This window comes from Bradyrhizobium sp. U87765 SZCCT0048 (assembly GCF_018131225.1).
Taxonomy (GTDB): Bacteria; Pseudomonadota; Alphaproteobacteria; order Rhizobiales; family Xanthobacteraceae; genus Bradyrhizobium_A.
In genome coordinates this window covers 646,254-660,173 of record NZ_JAFCMM010000004.1, presented here as the reverse complement: position 1 = coordinate 660,173, position 13,920 = coordinate 646,254, and the positions used below count along the sequence as shown (strand labels likewise).

Here is a 13,920-nt window from a genome sequence, read left to right as displayed (position 1 = left end):
GGGAGGTTTTTGCGAGACCCTCCTCGATGACGAAACGCTGCTATTACGAGACGCTGGAAGTCGAACGCGATGTCGACGAATCCGGTCTGAAGTCCGCCTTTCGTAAGCTGGCGATGAAATGGCACCCGGACAAGAATCCGGGCGACCAGTCCAGCGAAGTGCGCTTCAAGGAAATCAACGAGGCCTACGAGGTGCTCAAGGACGGCCAGAAGCGGGCCGCCTATGACCGCTTCGGCCATGCCGCCTTCGAGCAGGGCATGGGCGGCGGCGGAGCCCACGGCTTCGGCGCCGGCTTCGCATCGTCGTTCTCCGATATCTTCGAGGATCTGTTCGGCATGGCCGGGCAGCGTAGCCGTGGCGGCCGCGAGCGCGGTGCCGACCTGCGCTACAACATGGAAATCACCCTGGAAGAGGCCTTCGAGGGCAAGACCGCCGAGATTCACATTCCGGTCTCGGTGACCTGCGAATCCTGCTCCGGCACCGGCGCCAAGGCCGGCACCCGGCCGAAGACCTGCTCGATGTGCGGCGGCGCCGGCCGTGTCCGCCACGCCCAGGGCTTCTTCGCGCTGGAGCGCACCTGTCCGGGCTGTCAGGGCCGCGGCCAGGTGATCGAGGATCCCTGCGGCTCATGCTCGGGCGCCGGCCGCGTCACGCGCGACCGCAAGCTGTCGGTCAACATCCCGGCAGGCGTCGAGGACGGCACCCGCATCCGTCTCGCCGGCGAAGGCGAGGCCGGTGTGCGCGGCGGGCCGTCGGGCGATCTCTACATCTTCCTGTCGCTGGCCTCGCACGAGCTGTTCCAGCGCGATGGTGCCGACCTGCACTGCCGCGTCCCGATCTCGATGATCACCGCGGCGCTGGGTGGCGAGATCGAGGTCCCGACCATCGAGAAGGGCAAGACCAAGGTGAAGGTGCCGGCCGGAACCCAGTCGGGCCGCCGCTTCCGCATCGCATCGAAGGGCATGCCGGTGCTGCGGTCGCGCCAGACCGGCGACATGTACGTCCAGGTGCTGGTCGAGACCCCGCAGAACCTGACCAAGCGCCAGAAGGAATTGCTGGCCGAGTTCGAAAAACTGTCGTCCGGAGACACCCAACCCGAAGCCTCGGGTTTCTTTACCAAAGTCAAGGACTTCTTTGGTCCTCGCGCCGGAACCGCCTGAGCCTCGCGCTTGACCCTGCGCGGGCGCAGCGATACGGATTTATGACGAAAATCTGACGCCCGCCCGCTCCTCAGCTTGCCCGGTCCCGATATGCCTCCGCAATCGTCTGTGCGCGTTCTGAAGAAGCCGCTTCGTCTCGACGACGAGGTTCGCTTTCTTCGCTCCTGGATCGAAAAGCCGCTGCACATGGGCGCGGTGATGCCATCGGGCAAGGTGCTGGCCCGCACCATGGCCCAGTACGTCGATCCGCATCACGACACACCGGTGATCGAGCTTGGGCCCGGCACGGGCGCGATCACCAACGCGCTGATCGAGCGCGGCGTCGACCAGAAGCGCCTCGTGCTGGTCGAGTACAATCCCGGATTCTGTGCGCTGCTGCGCGAGCGCTATCCCAATGCTACGGTGGTGCAGGGCGACGCCTATGCGCTGCGCAACACCTTGTGGGAGGTGCTGGACAAGCCGGCCGGCGCGGTGGTGTCCGGCCTGCCGCTGGTGACCAAGCCGATGCGCACCCGTCTGAAGCTGATCCGCGACGCCTTTGTCGCGCTGGCGCCGGGCGCGCCGTTCATCCAGTTCACTTATTCTGTGACGCCGCCGATCCCGAAATCGCTGTCGGGTGTCCACACCGAGGCGTCGGAACGGATCTGGATGAATCTTCCCCCTGCCCGCGTCTGGGTGTATCGCAAGGGCTGATCCCCGCCGGATCACCCTTTCCTGGCGCGCGGATCCTGTCAGGAACAGATGTCCGCGACCAAGATCCTCGTCATTCCCGGCTCGCTCCGCACCGGATCGTTCAACGTCCGCCTTGCCGCGCTTGCCGCGAAGGAATTGGCGCTGGCCGGCGTCGAGGTGACGCGGATCTCGCTCGCCGACTATCCCCTTCCGATCTACGACGCCGATCTCGAGGCCGAGTCCGGCGTTCCCAGGCCGGCGGTCGATCTCCGTCACATGATCGCGAACCATCAGGGCGTGCTGCTGGTCAGCCCGGAATACAACGCGTCGGTGCCGCCGCTGCTGAAGAACGCGATCGACTGGGTCAGCCGCGTGCGTGAGCGCGGCGAGACGCCGGTCCAGGTGTTTCGCGACCGCGCCTTCGCGATCGCCGCGGCCTCCGCCGGCAAGTTCGGCGGCATGCGCGCGCTGATGGCGTGGCGCCAGGTGCTGACGCTCGGCCTCGGCGCCACGGTGATCCCGCAGCAGATGGCGCTGTCGGGTGCCGATCATGCTTTCGATGACGACGGGCAGCTCAAGGACACGCGCGATGCGGAAGCGTTGCGCGGCGTCGTGCGGCAACTGATCGACGTCGCGCAACAGATGAGGTGAGACCATGCAGGCTGCACAACAATTGACGGCGCGGGACCGGATGATCGTCGGGCTCGACCTGCCGAGCGTCGCAGCGGCGGAAGCGATGATCGAAAGGCTCGGCGACAGCGTCAGCTTCTACAAGATCGGCTATCAGCTCGCCTATGCCGGCGGCCTGCCGCTGATCCGCAAGCTCGCCGACGCCGGCAAGAAGGTGTTCGCCGACCTCAAGCTGCACGACATCGACAACACCGTGGCCCGCGGCGTCGAAAGCATCGCCTCCTCCGGCGCCACCTTCCTCACCGTGCATGCCTATCCGCAGACCATGCGTGCTGCGGTCGAGGGACGCGGCGGCTCGACGCTGCGCATCCTCGCCGTCACCGTGCTGACCTCGTTCAACGACACGGACCTGCACGAAGCCGGCTATCGTCTCGGCGTGTCCGATCTCGTCGAGGCGCGCGCGCAGCAGGCGCGGACCATCGGCGTCGACGGCCTCGTCTGCTCGGGCGAGGAAGTGGCGCGGCTGCGCCAGATTGTCGGTGCGAATCTCGCGCTGGTGGTTCCGGGCATTCGTCCCGCCGGCGTGGCCAGCGGCGACCAGAAACGTGTCATGACGCCGGCCCAGGCGATCGCCGCCGGCGCCGACTATCTCGTGGTGGCACGGCCGGTGGTCGCAGCCGCCGATCCGAAGGCGGCGGCGGACGCCATCGTCGCCGAGATCGCCCAGGCGCTCGGCTGAGCGGTCCGCGGGCGTCACGCACATTCCAAGGAGAGATCAACATGCCGAAGGGTTACTGGATCGCGCGCGTCGATGTGAGCAATGTCGATGGCTACAAGCAGTACGTTGCCGAGAACGGCCCGGTGTTCAAGAAATTTGGTGGCCGCTTCCTGGTGCGGGCGGGCCAGTTCGAGCCCAAGGAAGGTGGCAACCATCGCAGCCGCAATGTCGTGCTCGAATTCCCCGACTACGCCTCGGCGCTGGCCTGCTTCGAATCGCCGGAATATCAGCGCCTGATCGCGATTCGCGCGCCGCACAGCGTCGCCGACCTGATCGTGATCGAGGGCTATGACGGCCCGCAGCCGTAACGCCGCGGTTTCGCCTCCGCGCGGGCTGACAACGCCCGCCCCATCGCCTATAGATGCAGCCGCCGGGGTTGGCGCCCCGTGCGGCGGCGCCGTTTACAGCGCCTTTTCAACGGGTTCCGCGGGACGAGGATGACGGGCCATGGCTGACATGCGATTGATCGTGGCGGGCGCCGGTGGCCGCATGGGCCGCACCCTTGTGCGTGCCATCGCCGAGACCGACGGGGTCGTGCTGTCGGGCGCGCTCGAGGTGCCGGGCTCCGAGTTCATCGGCCAGGACGCCGGCCTGCTCGCCGGGCTGTCGCCGAACGGCGTGCTGCTGTCGGCCGATCTCTGGGCGTTGTCGGCGCAGGCCGACGGCATCATCGATTTCACCGTGCCGGCGGCGACCATCGCGAATGTCGCGATCGCCGCCGAGCGCGGCATCGTCCATGTCATCGGCACCACCGGGCTGACGCCGTCCGACGATGCGGTGATCCGCAGCGTCACCAAGCGAGCGGTCGTGGTGCAGTCCGGCAATATGAGCCTCGGCGTCAACCTGCTCGCGGCGCTGGTCAAGCGAGTCGCGCGGGCGCTGGACGAGGACTTCGATATCGAGATCCTGGAGATGCATCACCGCGCCAAGGTCGATGCGCCGTCGGGCACGGCCTACATGCTCGGCCGCGCGGCGGCGGAAGGCCGCGGCATCGATCTCCAGCAGCGTTCCGTGCGGGCGCGCGACGGTCACACCGGCGCGCGCGAGCGCGGCGACATCGGTTTCGCGACGCTGCGCGGCGGCACCTCGACGGGCGATCACACCGTGATCTTCGCCGGGCCGTACGAGCGGGTCGAGCTGTCGCACAAGTCCGAGGACCGCATGATCTTCGCCCGTGGCGCGCTCAAGGCGGCGCTGTGGGCGCGCGACAAAACACCCGGCTTCTATTCCATGGCCGATGTGCTCGGCCTCAGTGACTGACATCCAACCTCCGGAAAGCGAAGAATGAGCGATCGTTGCCTTGTGCTGGTGCGTCATGGCCAGAGCGAATGGAATCTCAAGAACCTGTTCACCGGCTGGAAGGATCCCGACCTCACCGAGCAGGGCATCGCGGAAGCCCGTGCCGCCGGCCGCAAGCTGAAGGAAAACGGCTACGCCTTCGACATCGCGTTCACCTCGGCGCTGACGCGCGCCCAGCACACGCTCAAGCTCGCGATGGACGAGCTGGGACAGCCCGGCATTCCGGTGATCAGCGACCAGGCGCTCAACGAGCGCGACTATGGCGATCTCTCCGGCCTCAACAAGGACGATGCCCGCGCCAAGTGGGGTGAGGAGCAGGTCTTGGTGTGGCGCCGGTCCTACGACGTGCCGCCGCCCGGCGGCGAGAGCCTCAAGGATACGCTGGCGCGCACGCTGCCATACTACGTGCAGGAGATCCTGCCGTTCGTGCTGCGCGGCAAGCGCACGCTGGTCGCTGCCCATGGCAATTCGCTGCGCGCGCTGATCATGGTGCTGGAGAAGCTGACGCCCGAGCAGATCCTCAAGCGCGAGCTCGGCACCGGCGCGCCGGTGATCTATCAGCTCAACGCCGACTCGACCGTCGCCTCCAAGGTCGATCTCGCCGGCTGATCGCCCGCGGCGACGCGCAAGTGTCCACCGTCACGCCGACCGCGGACGCTGGGTCATGCGCAGCATCTGCATCGTCGGCGCGGCGCGATCGGCGGGCCGCAGCGGATCCGCTGGCGGCCTGAGCTGTGCCCCGCGGCGATAGGCTCCCGGCCCAATGCCATGATGCCGCTTGAACCCGCGTGCGAATGCGATGTCGGACTCGTATCCGACCAGGAACGCGATTTCAGCAATCGCAATGTCGGGCGTTCGCAGCAGCTCCGCCGCCCGCAGCATGCGCTGGCTGGCGAGATACTGCATCGGCGGCGCCTCCATCTCTCGTGAGAACACGGCCGCGAATGCCGAGCGTGACATCCCGACCTGCGCGGCGAGAGTCGCGACCGACCAGCGTTTGCCGGGCTGCTCGCGGATCAGGCGGATCGCGGTGATCACTTGCGGCGACCAGTGTCCGCGAGACGCGCCTTGCTCGTCCGCCGCAAGGTCCGCGGCCGCGGCGCGCACCAGTTGGATGAACAGCATTTCGGCAAGGCGGGTCAGCGTCGCTGCGGCGCCGGGCCTGCGTTGTGCAAGCTCGAGGTCGCTGGCCTGTGCCAGCGGCCGCGCCCATGGTGGCAACATGCCGTCTTCGCCGGGGATATGAATCAGCGGCGGCAGCACCCGCATCAGCGGCCGTGCCCGCACGCGGTCGAGCTGCAGCTCTAGCGCGATCAGAGCCGTCTCGCCGCCGCCCCCGCCGCAGCGGATCACCGGCAATCCGGTGTCGGCATCGATATCAGGCGTCGGGATCCGCTCCATCGCCGGGCTTGAAGGCGAGTCCTTCAGCGCGTGCGCGCTGCCATGGGCGAGCACCGCACAGCCGCCGCCGCGCAGCATCGCTGATTGTCCACTGGCAGTTGCGATATAAGCCGCGCCGGCCACGCAGATGTAAATCAGCGCATGCGCAGACGCATCCTGGCGACAGCCCCATGGCGCGGTGAGCTCCGCGCGCAGGCACGCGGCTTCTTCGACGCGGACGGTTTGCAGCAGTTCGGACAGGCCGTCTTCCATCACGATCCGGCTCCCGCTGGTCACAGGCAAACACCCCGGCGCCGGATGGCGGCGACGGACCAGCCGATATATGGGGATCTGGACGGCCGGTTTGAAGTTCTGGACGCGCGATACATGGCAATGGCGCGGCCGATGCGCATGTCACCTCCAGCGCGGACGACGGCTGCTTCACGTTGGGCGACACGTTCAACTGGCCGTGAACCGCTGAATCAGAGGCTCCGATGACGAAGGCAGCGATGATGGTGTGCGCCCGGGCGGCGCTGGTGGCGATGACATTCGCGTTGAGCGGCACGGCGCAGGCGCGTGGCCCCGGCGAGATCGGATGTGTCGACGGGTATCCGGCGCCGCCCTTTACCAACAGTTGTCCTTCGCCGGCACGGGCATATGCCGCCGCCGAGACGCGGGATCGCGATGCGTCGTGCGCACAGCGCTATCGCTCGTTCGATCCGGCGAGCGGTACATATGTGGGGCGTGACGGCCGCCGGCGCGTCTGCCAGTAACGGCGTCGAAGCGCGTCAGAGCCGGCGGTAATAGAAGCTCGTGCTGCACAGGCCGCCGCGTGGCCACAACGCGTAGTCGGGTACGTGGCCGCTCAGCACCCAGCCGAGCCGGGCGTAAAGGCGTGCAGCGTCGCTGTCGGTGACGGTGTCGAGCACCAGCAGTGTCTTGCCCGCATCGCGTGCGGCGTCTTCCGCCGCGCGCATCAGCGCGGCGCCGATGCCGTGGCGCCGCGCCCTGCGGTGCACGAGCATCTTGGCGATGTCGGCGCGGTGCGGCTGGTTGTCCGGCTGTGCCGCGATCACCTGCACGGTGCCGACAATGCCGCCGGCATCGACGGCGGCGAGCAGCAGACGCCGCTCGCTCGCGACGTCGGCGGCGATGCCGCGCCAGAACGCCATCGCTGTCGCACGCGACAGCGGATGCATGAAGCTGACCGACGCGCCGCCTTCGACACAGTCGATCAGGACATCGGCGAGGCCGGCGATGTCGCCCTCGGCGAGAGTGTGAAGTCTGCGAATATCCGCCGTGGTCGCGTGCGCGGTCATGGCTTGCTCCATGCGCCGGCGCTGCCGACGATCACCACGGCGTAACGCGCCGGGTGCTTGTGCGGATTGCGATAGGCGGTGGGCCGGTCGAGCGTGAACGCGAGGCAGTCGCCGCTGTCCAGCGCGTGGCTGGCGTCGCCGACGGTTACCTCGATTGCCCCCTCCAGCACCCAGACCTGATGGTGAAGCGGCGCGGCGCGGCCGCCGGTGCCGGAGGCAGCATGATCGTAAGTCACATGATCGTAAGTCACATGGGCGCCGGCGGGGAACGTGACCTCGACAATCTGGATTGGCGTCAGCGGGCTGGCGGGCGAGACGTTGCGGCGGACATAGCCGGACGCCGGATCCTGCCACACCGCCTGATCGCTCCGGCGCGACACCGGATCGGCGGTGGCCTCGGTCGGCTCGAACAGGCTGGCCAGCGCGACGCCAAGGCCGGCCGCGATCCGCTCCAGCACCACGGCGGTGGCACTGGTTTCGCCGCGCTCGATCAGCGAGATCATCGACCGGCTGACGCCGCACCGGGTGGCGAGGGTGTCGAGCGTCAGGCCGCGGGCGGCGCGCAGGCCACGCAGCCGGGCGGCAATCCGGGTGTTGATGTCCGAGTCCATGGGCGAATATCCATCATAGAGGAAATAAAATCCAACATGATGGATGGGGCGTCAAGTGGCAGTTCCGCTAGCTGATGCCCACCTGCCCGGCCTCCCAGCCCAGCATGGCCTGCTTGCGGGTCAGGCCCCAGTGGTACCCGGTGAGGGTGCCGCTTTTGCCGATCACGCGATGGCAGGGCACCACGAACGACACCGGGTTTTTGCCGACCGCCGCGCCGACGGCGCGCGACGCCTTTGGCCGCTCGATTCTTGCGGCGATGTCCGAGTAGGTCGAGGCGCGGCCCATCGGGATCTTGAGCAGGGTCTCCCAGACCCGGACCTCGAAATCGGTGCCGATCAGGATCACCCGCAGCGGCTGGTCCTGCCGCCACAGCCGGTTGTCGAACACCCGTCGGGCGAGGCCGGCGGTGCCGTCCTGGTCCTGGACGTATGTCGCGTTGGGCCAGCGTCGCTGCATGTCGGCGAAGGCCGGCTGTTCCTGGCCGGGGTCGGCGAAGGCGAGGCCGGCGAGCCCACGCTCGGTGGCGATCACGATCGCACTCCCGAAGGGCGAGGGATGGAAGCCGTAATGCATCACCATGCCGGCACCGCCGGTCTTCCACTCGCCGGGCGACATCGCCTCGTGGGTGACGAACAGGTCGTGCAGCCGCCCCGGGCCCGACAGGCCGGAATCGAGCGCGGCATCGAGGATGCTGGCGGAATCCCGCAGCAGGCCCTTGGCGTGGTCGAGGGTCAGCGCCTGCATGAACGCTTTGGGCGTCAGGCCAGCCCAGCGGCGGAACAGGTGGTGAAGCTCGTCGGCGGTGACGCCGGCGGCGTCGGCAATCGACTCGATGGTCGGCTGCGCGCGCCAGCGCTCGGAAATGAAGGCGATCGCGCGGCGCACGGAATCATAGTCGCGCAGCGCGGCATCCTGCGGGCCCGGCCTGGCGGAACGGTGGTGGTCGAGAGCGAGCGTCATCATGCTCCCCATGTAGACGTGATGGCGGCGGCGAGCCACCCGATTTCCGATGTCGCTCAGGTCACCGGATTGTAGGTCGGGCCGCGCCGGGCCTCGTGCAGCGCCGCAGTCAATGCGTTGTAAAAGCTTCCCTTTTCCTCGGGGCTGAGAAAGCTCGCAATGCCGATGCGGCGACCGCGCGACACCAGATAGAGGTGCTCGATGCCGAACTCCTCGAAGCTCTCCTGCTGCAGGCTGAGCCACGCCGGATTGAAGGTCCATTCGAGGCTGCGGCCGCGATGGCTGACCCGGCGCAACCGCAATTCGCCGTAGGTCAGGCGAACCTCCTCATAGGCGGCGGCACGGCGGAAGTTGACGCGGAACGCCCAGTAGATCGCCAGCACGTCGAGACCGAAGAAGCCGAACACCGGCCAGGCGCCCATCAGCAGAAAAGCAAGGCCGGCGACGAAGCTCACGATGCTGACGAAGACCATCAGCGCGATGAAGCCGGTCCGGTTGAGCGAACGGTGCGGTTCGAGCCGCGCCGCAAACACCACGGTGCTCATCGCGTCGTGGGGGGGCACCGCGTCATGATCAAAATCGTTGCCGGACGTCATCACGCTTCATTATACCGGGATCATGGCAAAAAAGACGAGCGGCCGAACGGCGAAAACGAAGGCCGCGACGGCATCCGTGTCCTCCCCCCGCAAGCAAACCGTTGCCAAAGTGGCCGTCCGGCGCAAGCCGAAGGCCGTCAAGCCATGGTCCGTGGCCGAGGTCACCGAGGCGTTCCGCCGCTTTCATGACGCCGACCCCGAGCCCAAGGGCGAACTTGAGTACGTCAACCCCTACACGCTGCTGGTGGCGGTTGCGCTGTCGGCGCAGGCCACCGACGTCAGCGTCAACAAGGCGACGCGCAACCTGTTTCCGATCGCCGACACGCCCCAGAAGATGCTGGCCCTCGGCGAAGAGCGCGTGCGCGACGCCATCAAGACGATCGGCCTCTATCGCAACAAGGCCAGGAACGTCATCGCGCTGTCGCAGCTGCTGATCGAGCGGCATGGCGGCGAGGTACCGCGCGACCGCGAGGCGCTCGAGGCGCTGCCAGGCGTCGGCCGCAAGACCGCGAATGTCGTGCTCAACATCGCCTTCGGCGAGCCGACCATCGCGGTGGACACCCACCTGTTCCGCGTCGGCAACCGCACCGGGCTCGCGCCCGGCAAGACGCCGCTCGAGGTCGAGCTCAAGCTCGAACGCATCATTCCCGCCGAATTCAAGCGCCATGCCCATCACTGGCTGATCCTGCATGGCCGCTACACCTGCATCGCGCGCAAGCCGCTGTGCGAGCGCTGCCTGATCAACGATCTCTGCCGCTGGCCGGAAAAGACGGTGTAGGCCAGGCACCGGATATCTCCCGGTGTCATTTCGGACGCCGCGCTGCGGCCATGCGGAATCCCGGCCTGTCGCCGAACCGGAGATTCCGGCGCGTGGTCGATCGCTCAGGCCTGCGGGATGCGCAGGCGGCCAGGCTCGATCAGCTCCGGGCGCGGGCCCGACAGGCGCTTGTGGATGTGCACCATGAACGCCATGCCGAACAGCGGCGTCGCGAGATTGACGATCGGGATCGACACGAACGCGGCGATGAACAGTCCCGCCGCAAACACCATGGCGCTGTTCTGCTTGCGCAGCGCCTTGGCTTCCGCGGGCGACCGGAAGCGCATGGCGGCGAGCTCGAAGTACTCGCGCCCGAGCAGCCAGGCGGTGGCGATGAAGAACACCGCGAAGCCGGCGCCCGCCAGGAATACGAACGGCAGCGCGATCAGATAGACCAGGATGGTCAGCAGCGCGGTCTTGCTGCCCTCCATCACGGCGACGCCGATCGGCAGCGCGGAGCCGGCGCGTTCAGCGGGATAGTGTTCGCGCTCGACGATGTCGGCGATGTCGTCGACGAAAAAACTGGCGACGAACGAGGTGATCGCCGGCATCAGGAACACCGCGCCGAACACGATGCCGAGACTGGCAGCGATCGACAGCATCCACGCCAGCGCATTGATCGCCGTGTGATAGGACGGGCCGATGCTGGTCTCCAGCCACACCTCGCCGGACGTGGCAAACCAGGTCAGCAGGCGCTGCAGGGCGATGCCGACGACGACAATGAGCACCAGCGACAGCCCGATGGCCTTCCACAGGATGGCGCGCATCGGGGCCGATGCCATCTGGGCCAGTGCTTTGGTCGCAGCGTCGAGCATGCCGCTCCTCCGGTCAAAACCGTTGCCAGAGGTAGAGATGCACGCGCGGGCGCGCAAGGGCGTTGGCCGGGAATGCCGCCCGGCGCGCGGTCAGGCCGCGGGTTCCAGGTGGGCGAGAGGGCGCTGCGGCGCCGTCACGAGGTCGGCTGGCGCGAGCGACGCCTCCGGCGCTTCGACGAGTCCTTCCGGAAAGGGATCCTCGTCGGCCGCTACCTCCGCGAGCGGCTTGGGCTTGTCGGCCCAGTGGAGCGCGGTGTAGTCGAAGCCGCGATCGATGGTCGGTTTGACGATGGCGAAGTAGGGCGAGATGTCGAAGTCGCGCGGCATGTACAGCGAGGAATCGCGGATGTGCAGGATCTCGCGTCGTGCCTGGCGGCTGCCGGCTTCGGTGATCTTCGGCAGGATCGGATAACGCACAGCGCCGAATGCCTGGGCGATCAGCGCCGAGCAGATGATCTTGGTCGGATCGCCCGAACCCATGGCGATCATGCGCCGCCGCCAGCGTTGCGGCACTGGCAGCGGGATCAGGTAGCGCATCAGGTCGACGATGTTCTTGGTGTCGTAGCCGAAGCCGATGCGGTTGATGGTGTAGCGGCACACTGTCGTGCGGTCCTCGAAGGACAGTCCGATCGGGCGACAGATCCGGGTGTGATAGCGAAAGTATTTCGACAGCGGCGCCGAGGTCACGCCTTCGCCGACATTGGCCTCGATCAGCACGTGCGGCTCGCCGTCCGGCTCCATCGCGCCGTCGATCGGGCCGACATACAGCGCGGCATGCGACCATGTCGACTGCGTCAGATACTTGATGATACCGGAGATGCGGCTGTTGCCTTCGACCAGCAGCACGTCGCCTTGCTGGATCACCTCACGCAGGCGCGTCGGGTCGCTCGGCGTGAACGGCTCATAGCCTGGCTCCTCCTTCTGGAGGTAGTGCGCAATCCACTTTCCCACAGTGTCGAGCACGAAACCCATGATGGTCTCTCCCCCGCCGCGGCTCGTCCCGGCCGCTTTATCCTTGGCGCCCATCATGATGGTCGAAAGCCATTGCAATTTGGTTCATCGCTCGCCAATCGGATCAAGGATCAGGTAACCATGACCGTTGCCGACCCCCAGTCAATACGGCAAGTTGGCGAAGCGCGCCAGACGGCGGCACGGCATTCGCAAAGCTTCGGAAACCATGCGATGACAATTTCAGGATACCCGCGATGCTGCTGACACGCCGGAATTTCGTTGGATTGTCGCTGGGTCTTGTGGTCGGCGGCCGTTCCATCGCATCGGCCGCGCCGCTGCCGCGCGATGCTGACATTGTCGTGATCGGCGCCGGCGCCGCCGGCATTGCCGCGGCGCGGCGGATCGCCGCCGCCAACCGCAAGGTGCTGGTCCTGGAGGCAGGCGCTGCGATCGGCGGCCGCTGCCAGACCGACGCGACCACGTTCGACGGGCCATTCGATCGCGGCGCGCGCTGGCTCTACAATCCCGATCTGCAGCCGCTGGCGAAACTCGCGCGCAGCGCCGGCATGGAGCTGGTCGCCGCGCCGCAGGGCCAGAAGATGCGGATCGGCCGCCGCTACGCCCGCGCGGGCGAGGCGGAGGATTTTCTCGCGACACTGGTGCGCGCCAACCGCGCCATCGACGACGGCGCACGGCGCGCCGACATCGCCTGCGCTGCGGTCCTGCCGAAGGATCTCGGCGACTGGAGCGGCGCGACCGAGTTTCTGCTCGGGCCCTACGCCACCGGCAAGGATCTCAAGGACCTGTCGACGGTCGACCAGGTGCGCGCGCTGCGCCGTGACGCGGCAATGTCGGTGCGTCCCGGCGTGGGGGCACTCATGGTCAAACTGGCCGAGGGCTTGCCTGTCGCGCTGTCGACGCCGGCGACGCGCATCGTCTGGGGCAATCGCGACTGCACGGTGGAAACGCCCGCAGGCAACGTCAGCGCGCGCGTCGTCATCGTCACCGCGTCCACCAGCGTGCTGACATCGGGCAAGATCCGCTTCGCGCCCGAACTGCCGAAGCGCCAGCTCGATGCGGCGTCGAAGCTCACGCTTGGCAATAGCGACCACATCGCGCTCGAATTGCCGGGCAATCCGCTCGGCCTCGGACGCGACGACGTGCTGATCGAGCAGAGCCGCGACAACCGCACCGCGTCGCTCGTCGCCAATGTCGGCGGCTCGTCGGTCTGCAGTGTCGATGTCGGCGGTGGCTTCGGCCGCGACCTGTCGGCGCAGGGCGAGGCGGCAATGGTTGCTTTCGCGCGCGAATGGCTCGGCAAGCTGTTCGGCAGCGATGCGGTGAGCGGGGTCAGGCGCACCAGCGTGACGCGCTGGGATGCGGCTCCTTATGTGCTCGGCGCAATGTCGGCGGCCGCGCCCGGCGCGCAGGGCAGCCGGCGCGTGCTCGGCGAGCCGCTCGGCCCGCTGCTGCTCGCCGGCGAGGCCACGCACGAGACGCAGTGGGGCACCGTCGGCGGCGCCTGGGAGAGCGGCGAGCGCGCGGCGGATGCCGCGCTCAAGCGAATCGGTGGCGCGAAGGAAGCCGCGCCTGCGGCGGTGTCGCGCCCGGCACGGCAGTCCCGGCCCCGGCACGAAGCCCCCCGCGCGCCGTCGTCGGCGATGTCCTGGCCGCGCGGCTGAGCGCATTGCTGTCGCTTCGAGGGGATGCGCGGTGGCCGCGCTCCCCGCGAATACGCTGGACAAGACGACGGGCTTTCTGCTTACATCTCTGCATTGGTGGTGAAGTCGTTTGATCATTCGCGATTTTGAAGACGCATGCGGAGCCGATATCTCCGCCCGTTCCTGACACAAAAAAATGAGCGCGCCCTGCCGCCGGGGCTGATGTGTCCGACGCCGCGACGCGCGGAAACCGTGACGTGCATTTGATTG

The 13,920-nt window shown here is 67.5% G+C and carries 16 protein-coding genes and 1 pseudogene; 10 read left to right on the top strand and 7 right to left on the bottom strand.

What is annotated here, in order from left to right; translation table 11 throughout:
• Window positions 1-26: 26 nt before the first annotated feature.
• The 7 genes from dnaJ (at window position 27) to JQ639_RS25835 (ending at window position 5,148) form a co-directional block, all read left to right on the top strand.
• Window positions 27-1,160 carry a molecular chaperone DnaJ gene (gene dnaJ, locus JQ639_RS25865; RefSeq protein WP_211968713.1) on the top strand — a complete coding sequence of 378 codons (1,134 nt, stop codon included), beginning with the start codon at window positions 27-29 and terminating at the stop codon, window positions 1,158-1,160.
• 90 nt (window positions 1,161-1,250) lie between these two features.
• The gene (locus JQ639_RS25860) at window positions 1,251-1,853 is read left to right on the top strand and encodes a class I SAM-dependent methyltransferase (protein ID WP_211968714.1); all 603 of its coding nucleotides are present in this window, start codon (window positions 1,251-1,253) and stop codon (window positions 1,851-1,853) included.
• A gap of 48 nt (window positions 1,854-1,901) precedes the next feature.
• Window positions 1,902-2,483 carry an NADPH-dependent FMN reductase gene (locus tag JQ639_RS25855; protein WP_211968715.1) on the top strand — a complete coding sequence of 194 codons (582 nt, stop codon included), beginning with the start codon at window positions 1,902-1,904 and terminating at the stop codon, window positions 2,481-2,483.
• A gap of 4 nt (window positions 2,484-2,487) precedes the next feature.
• Complete coding sequence (gene pyrF, locus JQ639_RS25850; protein WP_249123435.1) at window positions 2,488-3,201, top strand: orotidine-5'-phosphate decarboxylase; 714 nt, start codon at window positions 2,488-2,490, stop codon at window positions 3,199-3,201.
• Between the two features lie 41 nt (window positions 3,202-3,242).
• Entirely contained in the window at window positions 3,243-3,548 is a 306-nt protein-coding gene (locus JQ639_RS25845) for a DUF1330 domain-containing protein (RefSeq protein WP_211968716.1), read from the top strand.
• A 139-nt stretch (window positions 3,549-3,687) separates the two neighbouring features.
• Window positions 3,688-4,500 carry a 4-hydroxy-tetrahydrodipicolinate reductase gene (gene dapB / locus JQ639_RS25840; RefSeq protein WP_211968717.1) on the top strand — a complete coding sequence of 271 codons (813 nt, stop codon included), beginning with the start codon at window positions 3,688-3,690 and terminating at the stop codon, window positions 4,498-4,500.
• Between the two features lie 24 nt (window positions 4,501-4,524).
• Complete coding sequence (locus tag JQ639_RS25835) at window positions 4,525-5,148, top strand: 2,3-bisphosphoglycerate-dependent phosphoglycerate mutase (protein ID WP_211968718.1); 624 nt, start codon at window positions 4,525-4,527, stop codon at window positions 5,146-5,148.
• A 30-nt stretch (window positions 5,149-5,178) separates the two neighbouring features.
• Here the strand turns inward: JQ639_RS25835 and JQ639_RS25830 are convergent, their stop codons facing one another.
• Window positions 5,179-6,192 (bottom strand): AraC family transcriptional regulator, encoded by a 1,014-nt coding sequence (locus JQ639_RS25830; protein WP_249123476.1) that lies wholly within the window; start codon window positions 6,190-6,192, stop codon window positions 5,179-5,181.
• A gap of 221 nt (window positions 6,193-6,413) precedes the next feature.
• Between JQ639_RS25830 and JQ639_RS35425 the strand changes: the two genes are divergently transcribed.
• On the top strand, window positions 6,414-6,692 hold the full coding sequence (locus JQ639_RS35425) for a BA14K family protein (RefSeq protein ID WP_249123436.1): 279 nt from the start codon (window positions 6,414-6,416) through the stop codon (window positions 6,690-6,692).
• A 15-nt stretch (window positions 6,693-6,707) separates the two neighbouring features.
• On the opposite strand, the gene JQ639_RS25820 is transcribed toward JQ639_RS35425, so the two are convergent.
• The 4 genes from JQ639_RS25820 to JQ639_RS25805 all read right to left on the bottom strand — a co-directional run bounded on the left by JQ639_RS25820 (window position 6,708) and on the right by JQ639_RS25805 (window position 9,406).
• On the bottom strand, window positions 6,708-7,238 hold the full coding sequence (locus JQ639_RS25820) for a GNAT family N-acetyltransferase (protein WP_211968720.1): 531 nt from the start codon (window positions 7,236-7,238) through the stop codon (window positions 6,708-6,710).
• Window positions 7,235-7,849, bottom strand: coding sequence for a helix-turn-helix domain-containing protein (locus tag JQ639_RS25815; RefSeq protein ID WP_211968721.1), 615 nt, complete (start codon window positions 7,847-7,849; stop codon window positions 7,235-7,237). Before JQ639_RS25815 ends, JQ639_RS25820 begins: the two co-directional genes overlap by 4 nt.
• A gap of 67 nt (window positions 7,850-7,916) precedes the next feature.
• Window positions 7,917-8,813 (bottom strand): methylated-DNA--[protein]-cysteine S-methyltransferase, encoded by an 897-nt coding sequence (locus tag JQ639_RS25810; RefSeq protein WP_211969060.1) that lies wholly within the window; start codon window positions 8,811-8,813, stop codon window positions 7,917-7,919.
• Between the two features lie 53 nt (window positions 8,814-8,866).
• On the bottom strand, window positions 8,867-9,406 hold the full coding sequence (locus tag JQ639_RS25805; RefSeq protein ID WP_211968722.1) for a DUF2244 domain-containing protein: 540 nt from the start codon (window positions 9,404-9,406) through the stop codon (window positions 8,867-8,869).
• Between the two features lie 22 nt (window positions 9,407-9,428).
• Between JQ639_RS25805 and nth the strand changes: the two genes are divergently transcribed.
• Window positions 9,429-10,184: an endonuclease III gene (gene nth / locus JQ639_RS25800; protein WP_211968723.1), complete on the top strand. Its 756-nt coding sequence runs from the start codon at window positions 9,429-9,431 to the stop codon at window positions 10,182-10,184.
• Between the two features lie 104 nt (window positions 10,185-10,288).
• On the opposite strand, the gene JQ639_RS25795 is transcribed toward nth, so the two are convergent.
• Together JQ639_RS25795 and JQ639_RS25790 are read right to left on the bottom strand one after the other, a co-directional pair.
• Window positions 10,289-11,038: a sulfate transporter family protein gene (locus JQ639_RS25795; protein ID WP_211968724.1), complete on the bottom strand. Its 750-nt coding sequence runs from the start codon at window positions 11,036-11,038 to the stop codon at window positions 10,289-10,291.
• A 90-nt stretch (window positions 11,039-11,128) separates the two neighbouring features.
• On the bottom strand, window positions 11,129-12,010 hold the full coding sequence (locus JQ639_RS25790; protein WP_211968725.1) for a YiiX/YebB-like N1pC/P60 family cysteine hydrolase: 882 nt from the start codon (window positions 12,008-12,010) through the stop codon (window positions 11,129-11,131).
• A 210-nt stretch (window positions 12,011-12,220) separates the two neighbouring features.
• On the opposite strand from JQ639_RS25790, the pseudogene JQ639_RS25785 reads away from it, so the two are divergent.
• A pseudogene (locus tag JQ639_RS25785) lies at window positions 12,221-13,671 on the top strand (flavin monoamine oxidase family protein).
• Window positions 13,672-13,920: the final 249 nt, after the last annotated feature.

What these genes read in the sequence shown, in the direction of transcription:
- dnaJ (WP_211968713.1), top strand. Translation starts at nt 27, where the DNA reads ATGACGAAACGCTGCTATTACGAGACGCTGGAAGTCGAACGCGATGTC.
- JQ639_RS25860 (WP_211968714.1), top strand. Translation starts at nt 1,251, where the DNA reads ATGCCTCCGCAATCGTCTGTGCGCGTTCTGAAGAAGCCGCTTCGTCTC.
- JQ639_RS25855 (WP_211968715.1), top strand. Translation starts at nt 1,902, where the DNA reads ATGTCCGCGACCAAGATCCTCGTCATTCCCGGCTCGCTCCGCACCGGA.
- pyrF (WP_249123435.1), top strand. Translation starts at nt 2,488, where the DNA reads ATGCAGGCTGCACAACAATTGACGGCGCGGGACCGGATGATCGTCGGG.
- JQ639_RS25845 (WP_211968716.1), top strand. Translation starts at nt 3,243, where the DNA reads ATGCCGAAGGGTTACTGGATCGCGCGCGTCGATGTGAGCAATGTCGAT.
- dapB (WP_211968717.1), top strand. Translation starts at nt 3,688, where the DNA reads ATGGCTGACATGCGATTGATCGTGGCGGGCGCCGGTGGCCGCATGGGC.
- JQ639_RS25835 (WP_211968718.1), top strand. Translation starts at nt 4,525, where the DNA reads ATGAGCGATCGTTGCCTTGTGCTGGTGCGTCATGGCCAGAGCGAATGG.
- JQ639_RS25830 (WP_249123476.1), bottom strand. Translation starts at nt 6,192, where the DNA reads ATGGAAGACGGCCTGTCCGAACTGCTGCAAACCGTCCGCGTCGAAGAA.
- JQ639_RS35425 (WP_249123436.1), top strand. Translation starts at nt 6,414, where the DNA reads ATGACGAAGGCAGCGATGATGGTGTGCGCCCGGGCGGCGCTGGTGGCG.
- JQ639_RS25820 (WP_211968720.1), bottom strand. Translation starts at nt 7,238, where the DNA reads ATGACCGCGCACGCGACCACGGCGGATATTCGCAGACTTCACACTCTC.
- JQ639_RS25815 (WP_211968721.1), bottom strand. Translation starts at nt 7,849, where the DNA reads ATGGACTCGGACATCAACACCCGGATTGCCGCCCGGCTGCGTGGCCTG.
- JQ639_RS25810 (WP_211969060.1), bottom strand. Translation starts at nt 8,813, where the DNA reads ATGATGACGCTCGCTCTCGACCACCACCGTTCCGCCAGGCCGGGCCCG.
- JQ639_RS25805 (WP_211968722.1), bottom strand. Translation starts at nt 9,406, where the DNA reads ATGACGTCCGGCAACGATTTTGATCATGACGCGGTGCCCCCCCACGAC.
- nth (WP_211968723.1), top strand. Translation starts at nt 9,429, where the DNA reads ATGGCAAAAAAGACGAGCGGCCGAACGGCGAAAACGAAGGCCGCGACG.
- JQ639_RS25795 (WP_211968724.1), bottom strand. Translation starts at nt 11,038, where the DNA reads ATGCTCGACGCTGCGACCAAAGCACTGGCCCAGATGGCATCGGCCCCG.
- JQ639_RS25790 (WP_211968725.1), bottom strand. Translation starts at nt 12,010, where the DNA reads ATGGGTTTCGTGCTCGACACTGTGGGAAAGTGGATTGCGCACTACCTC.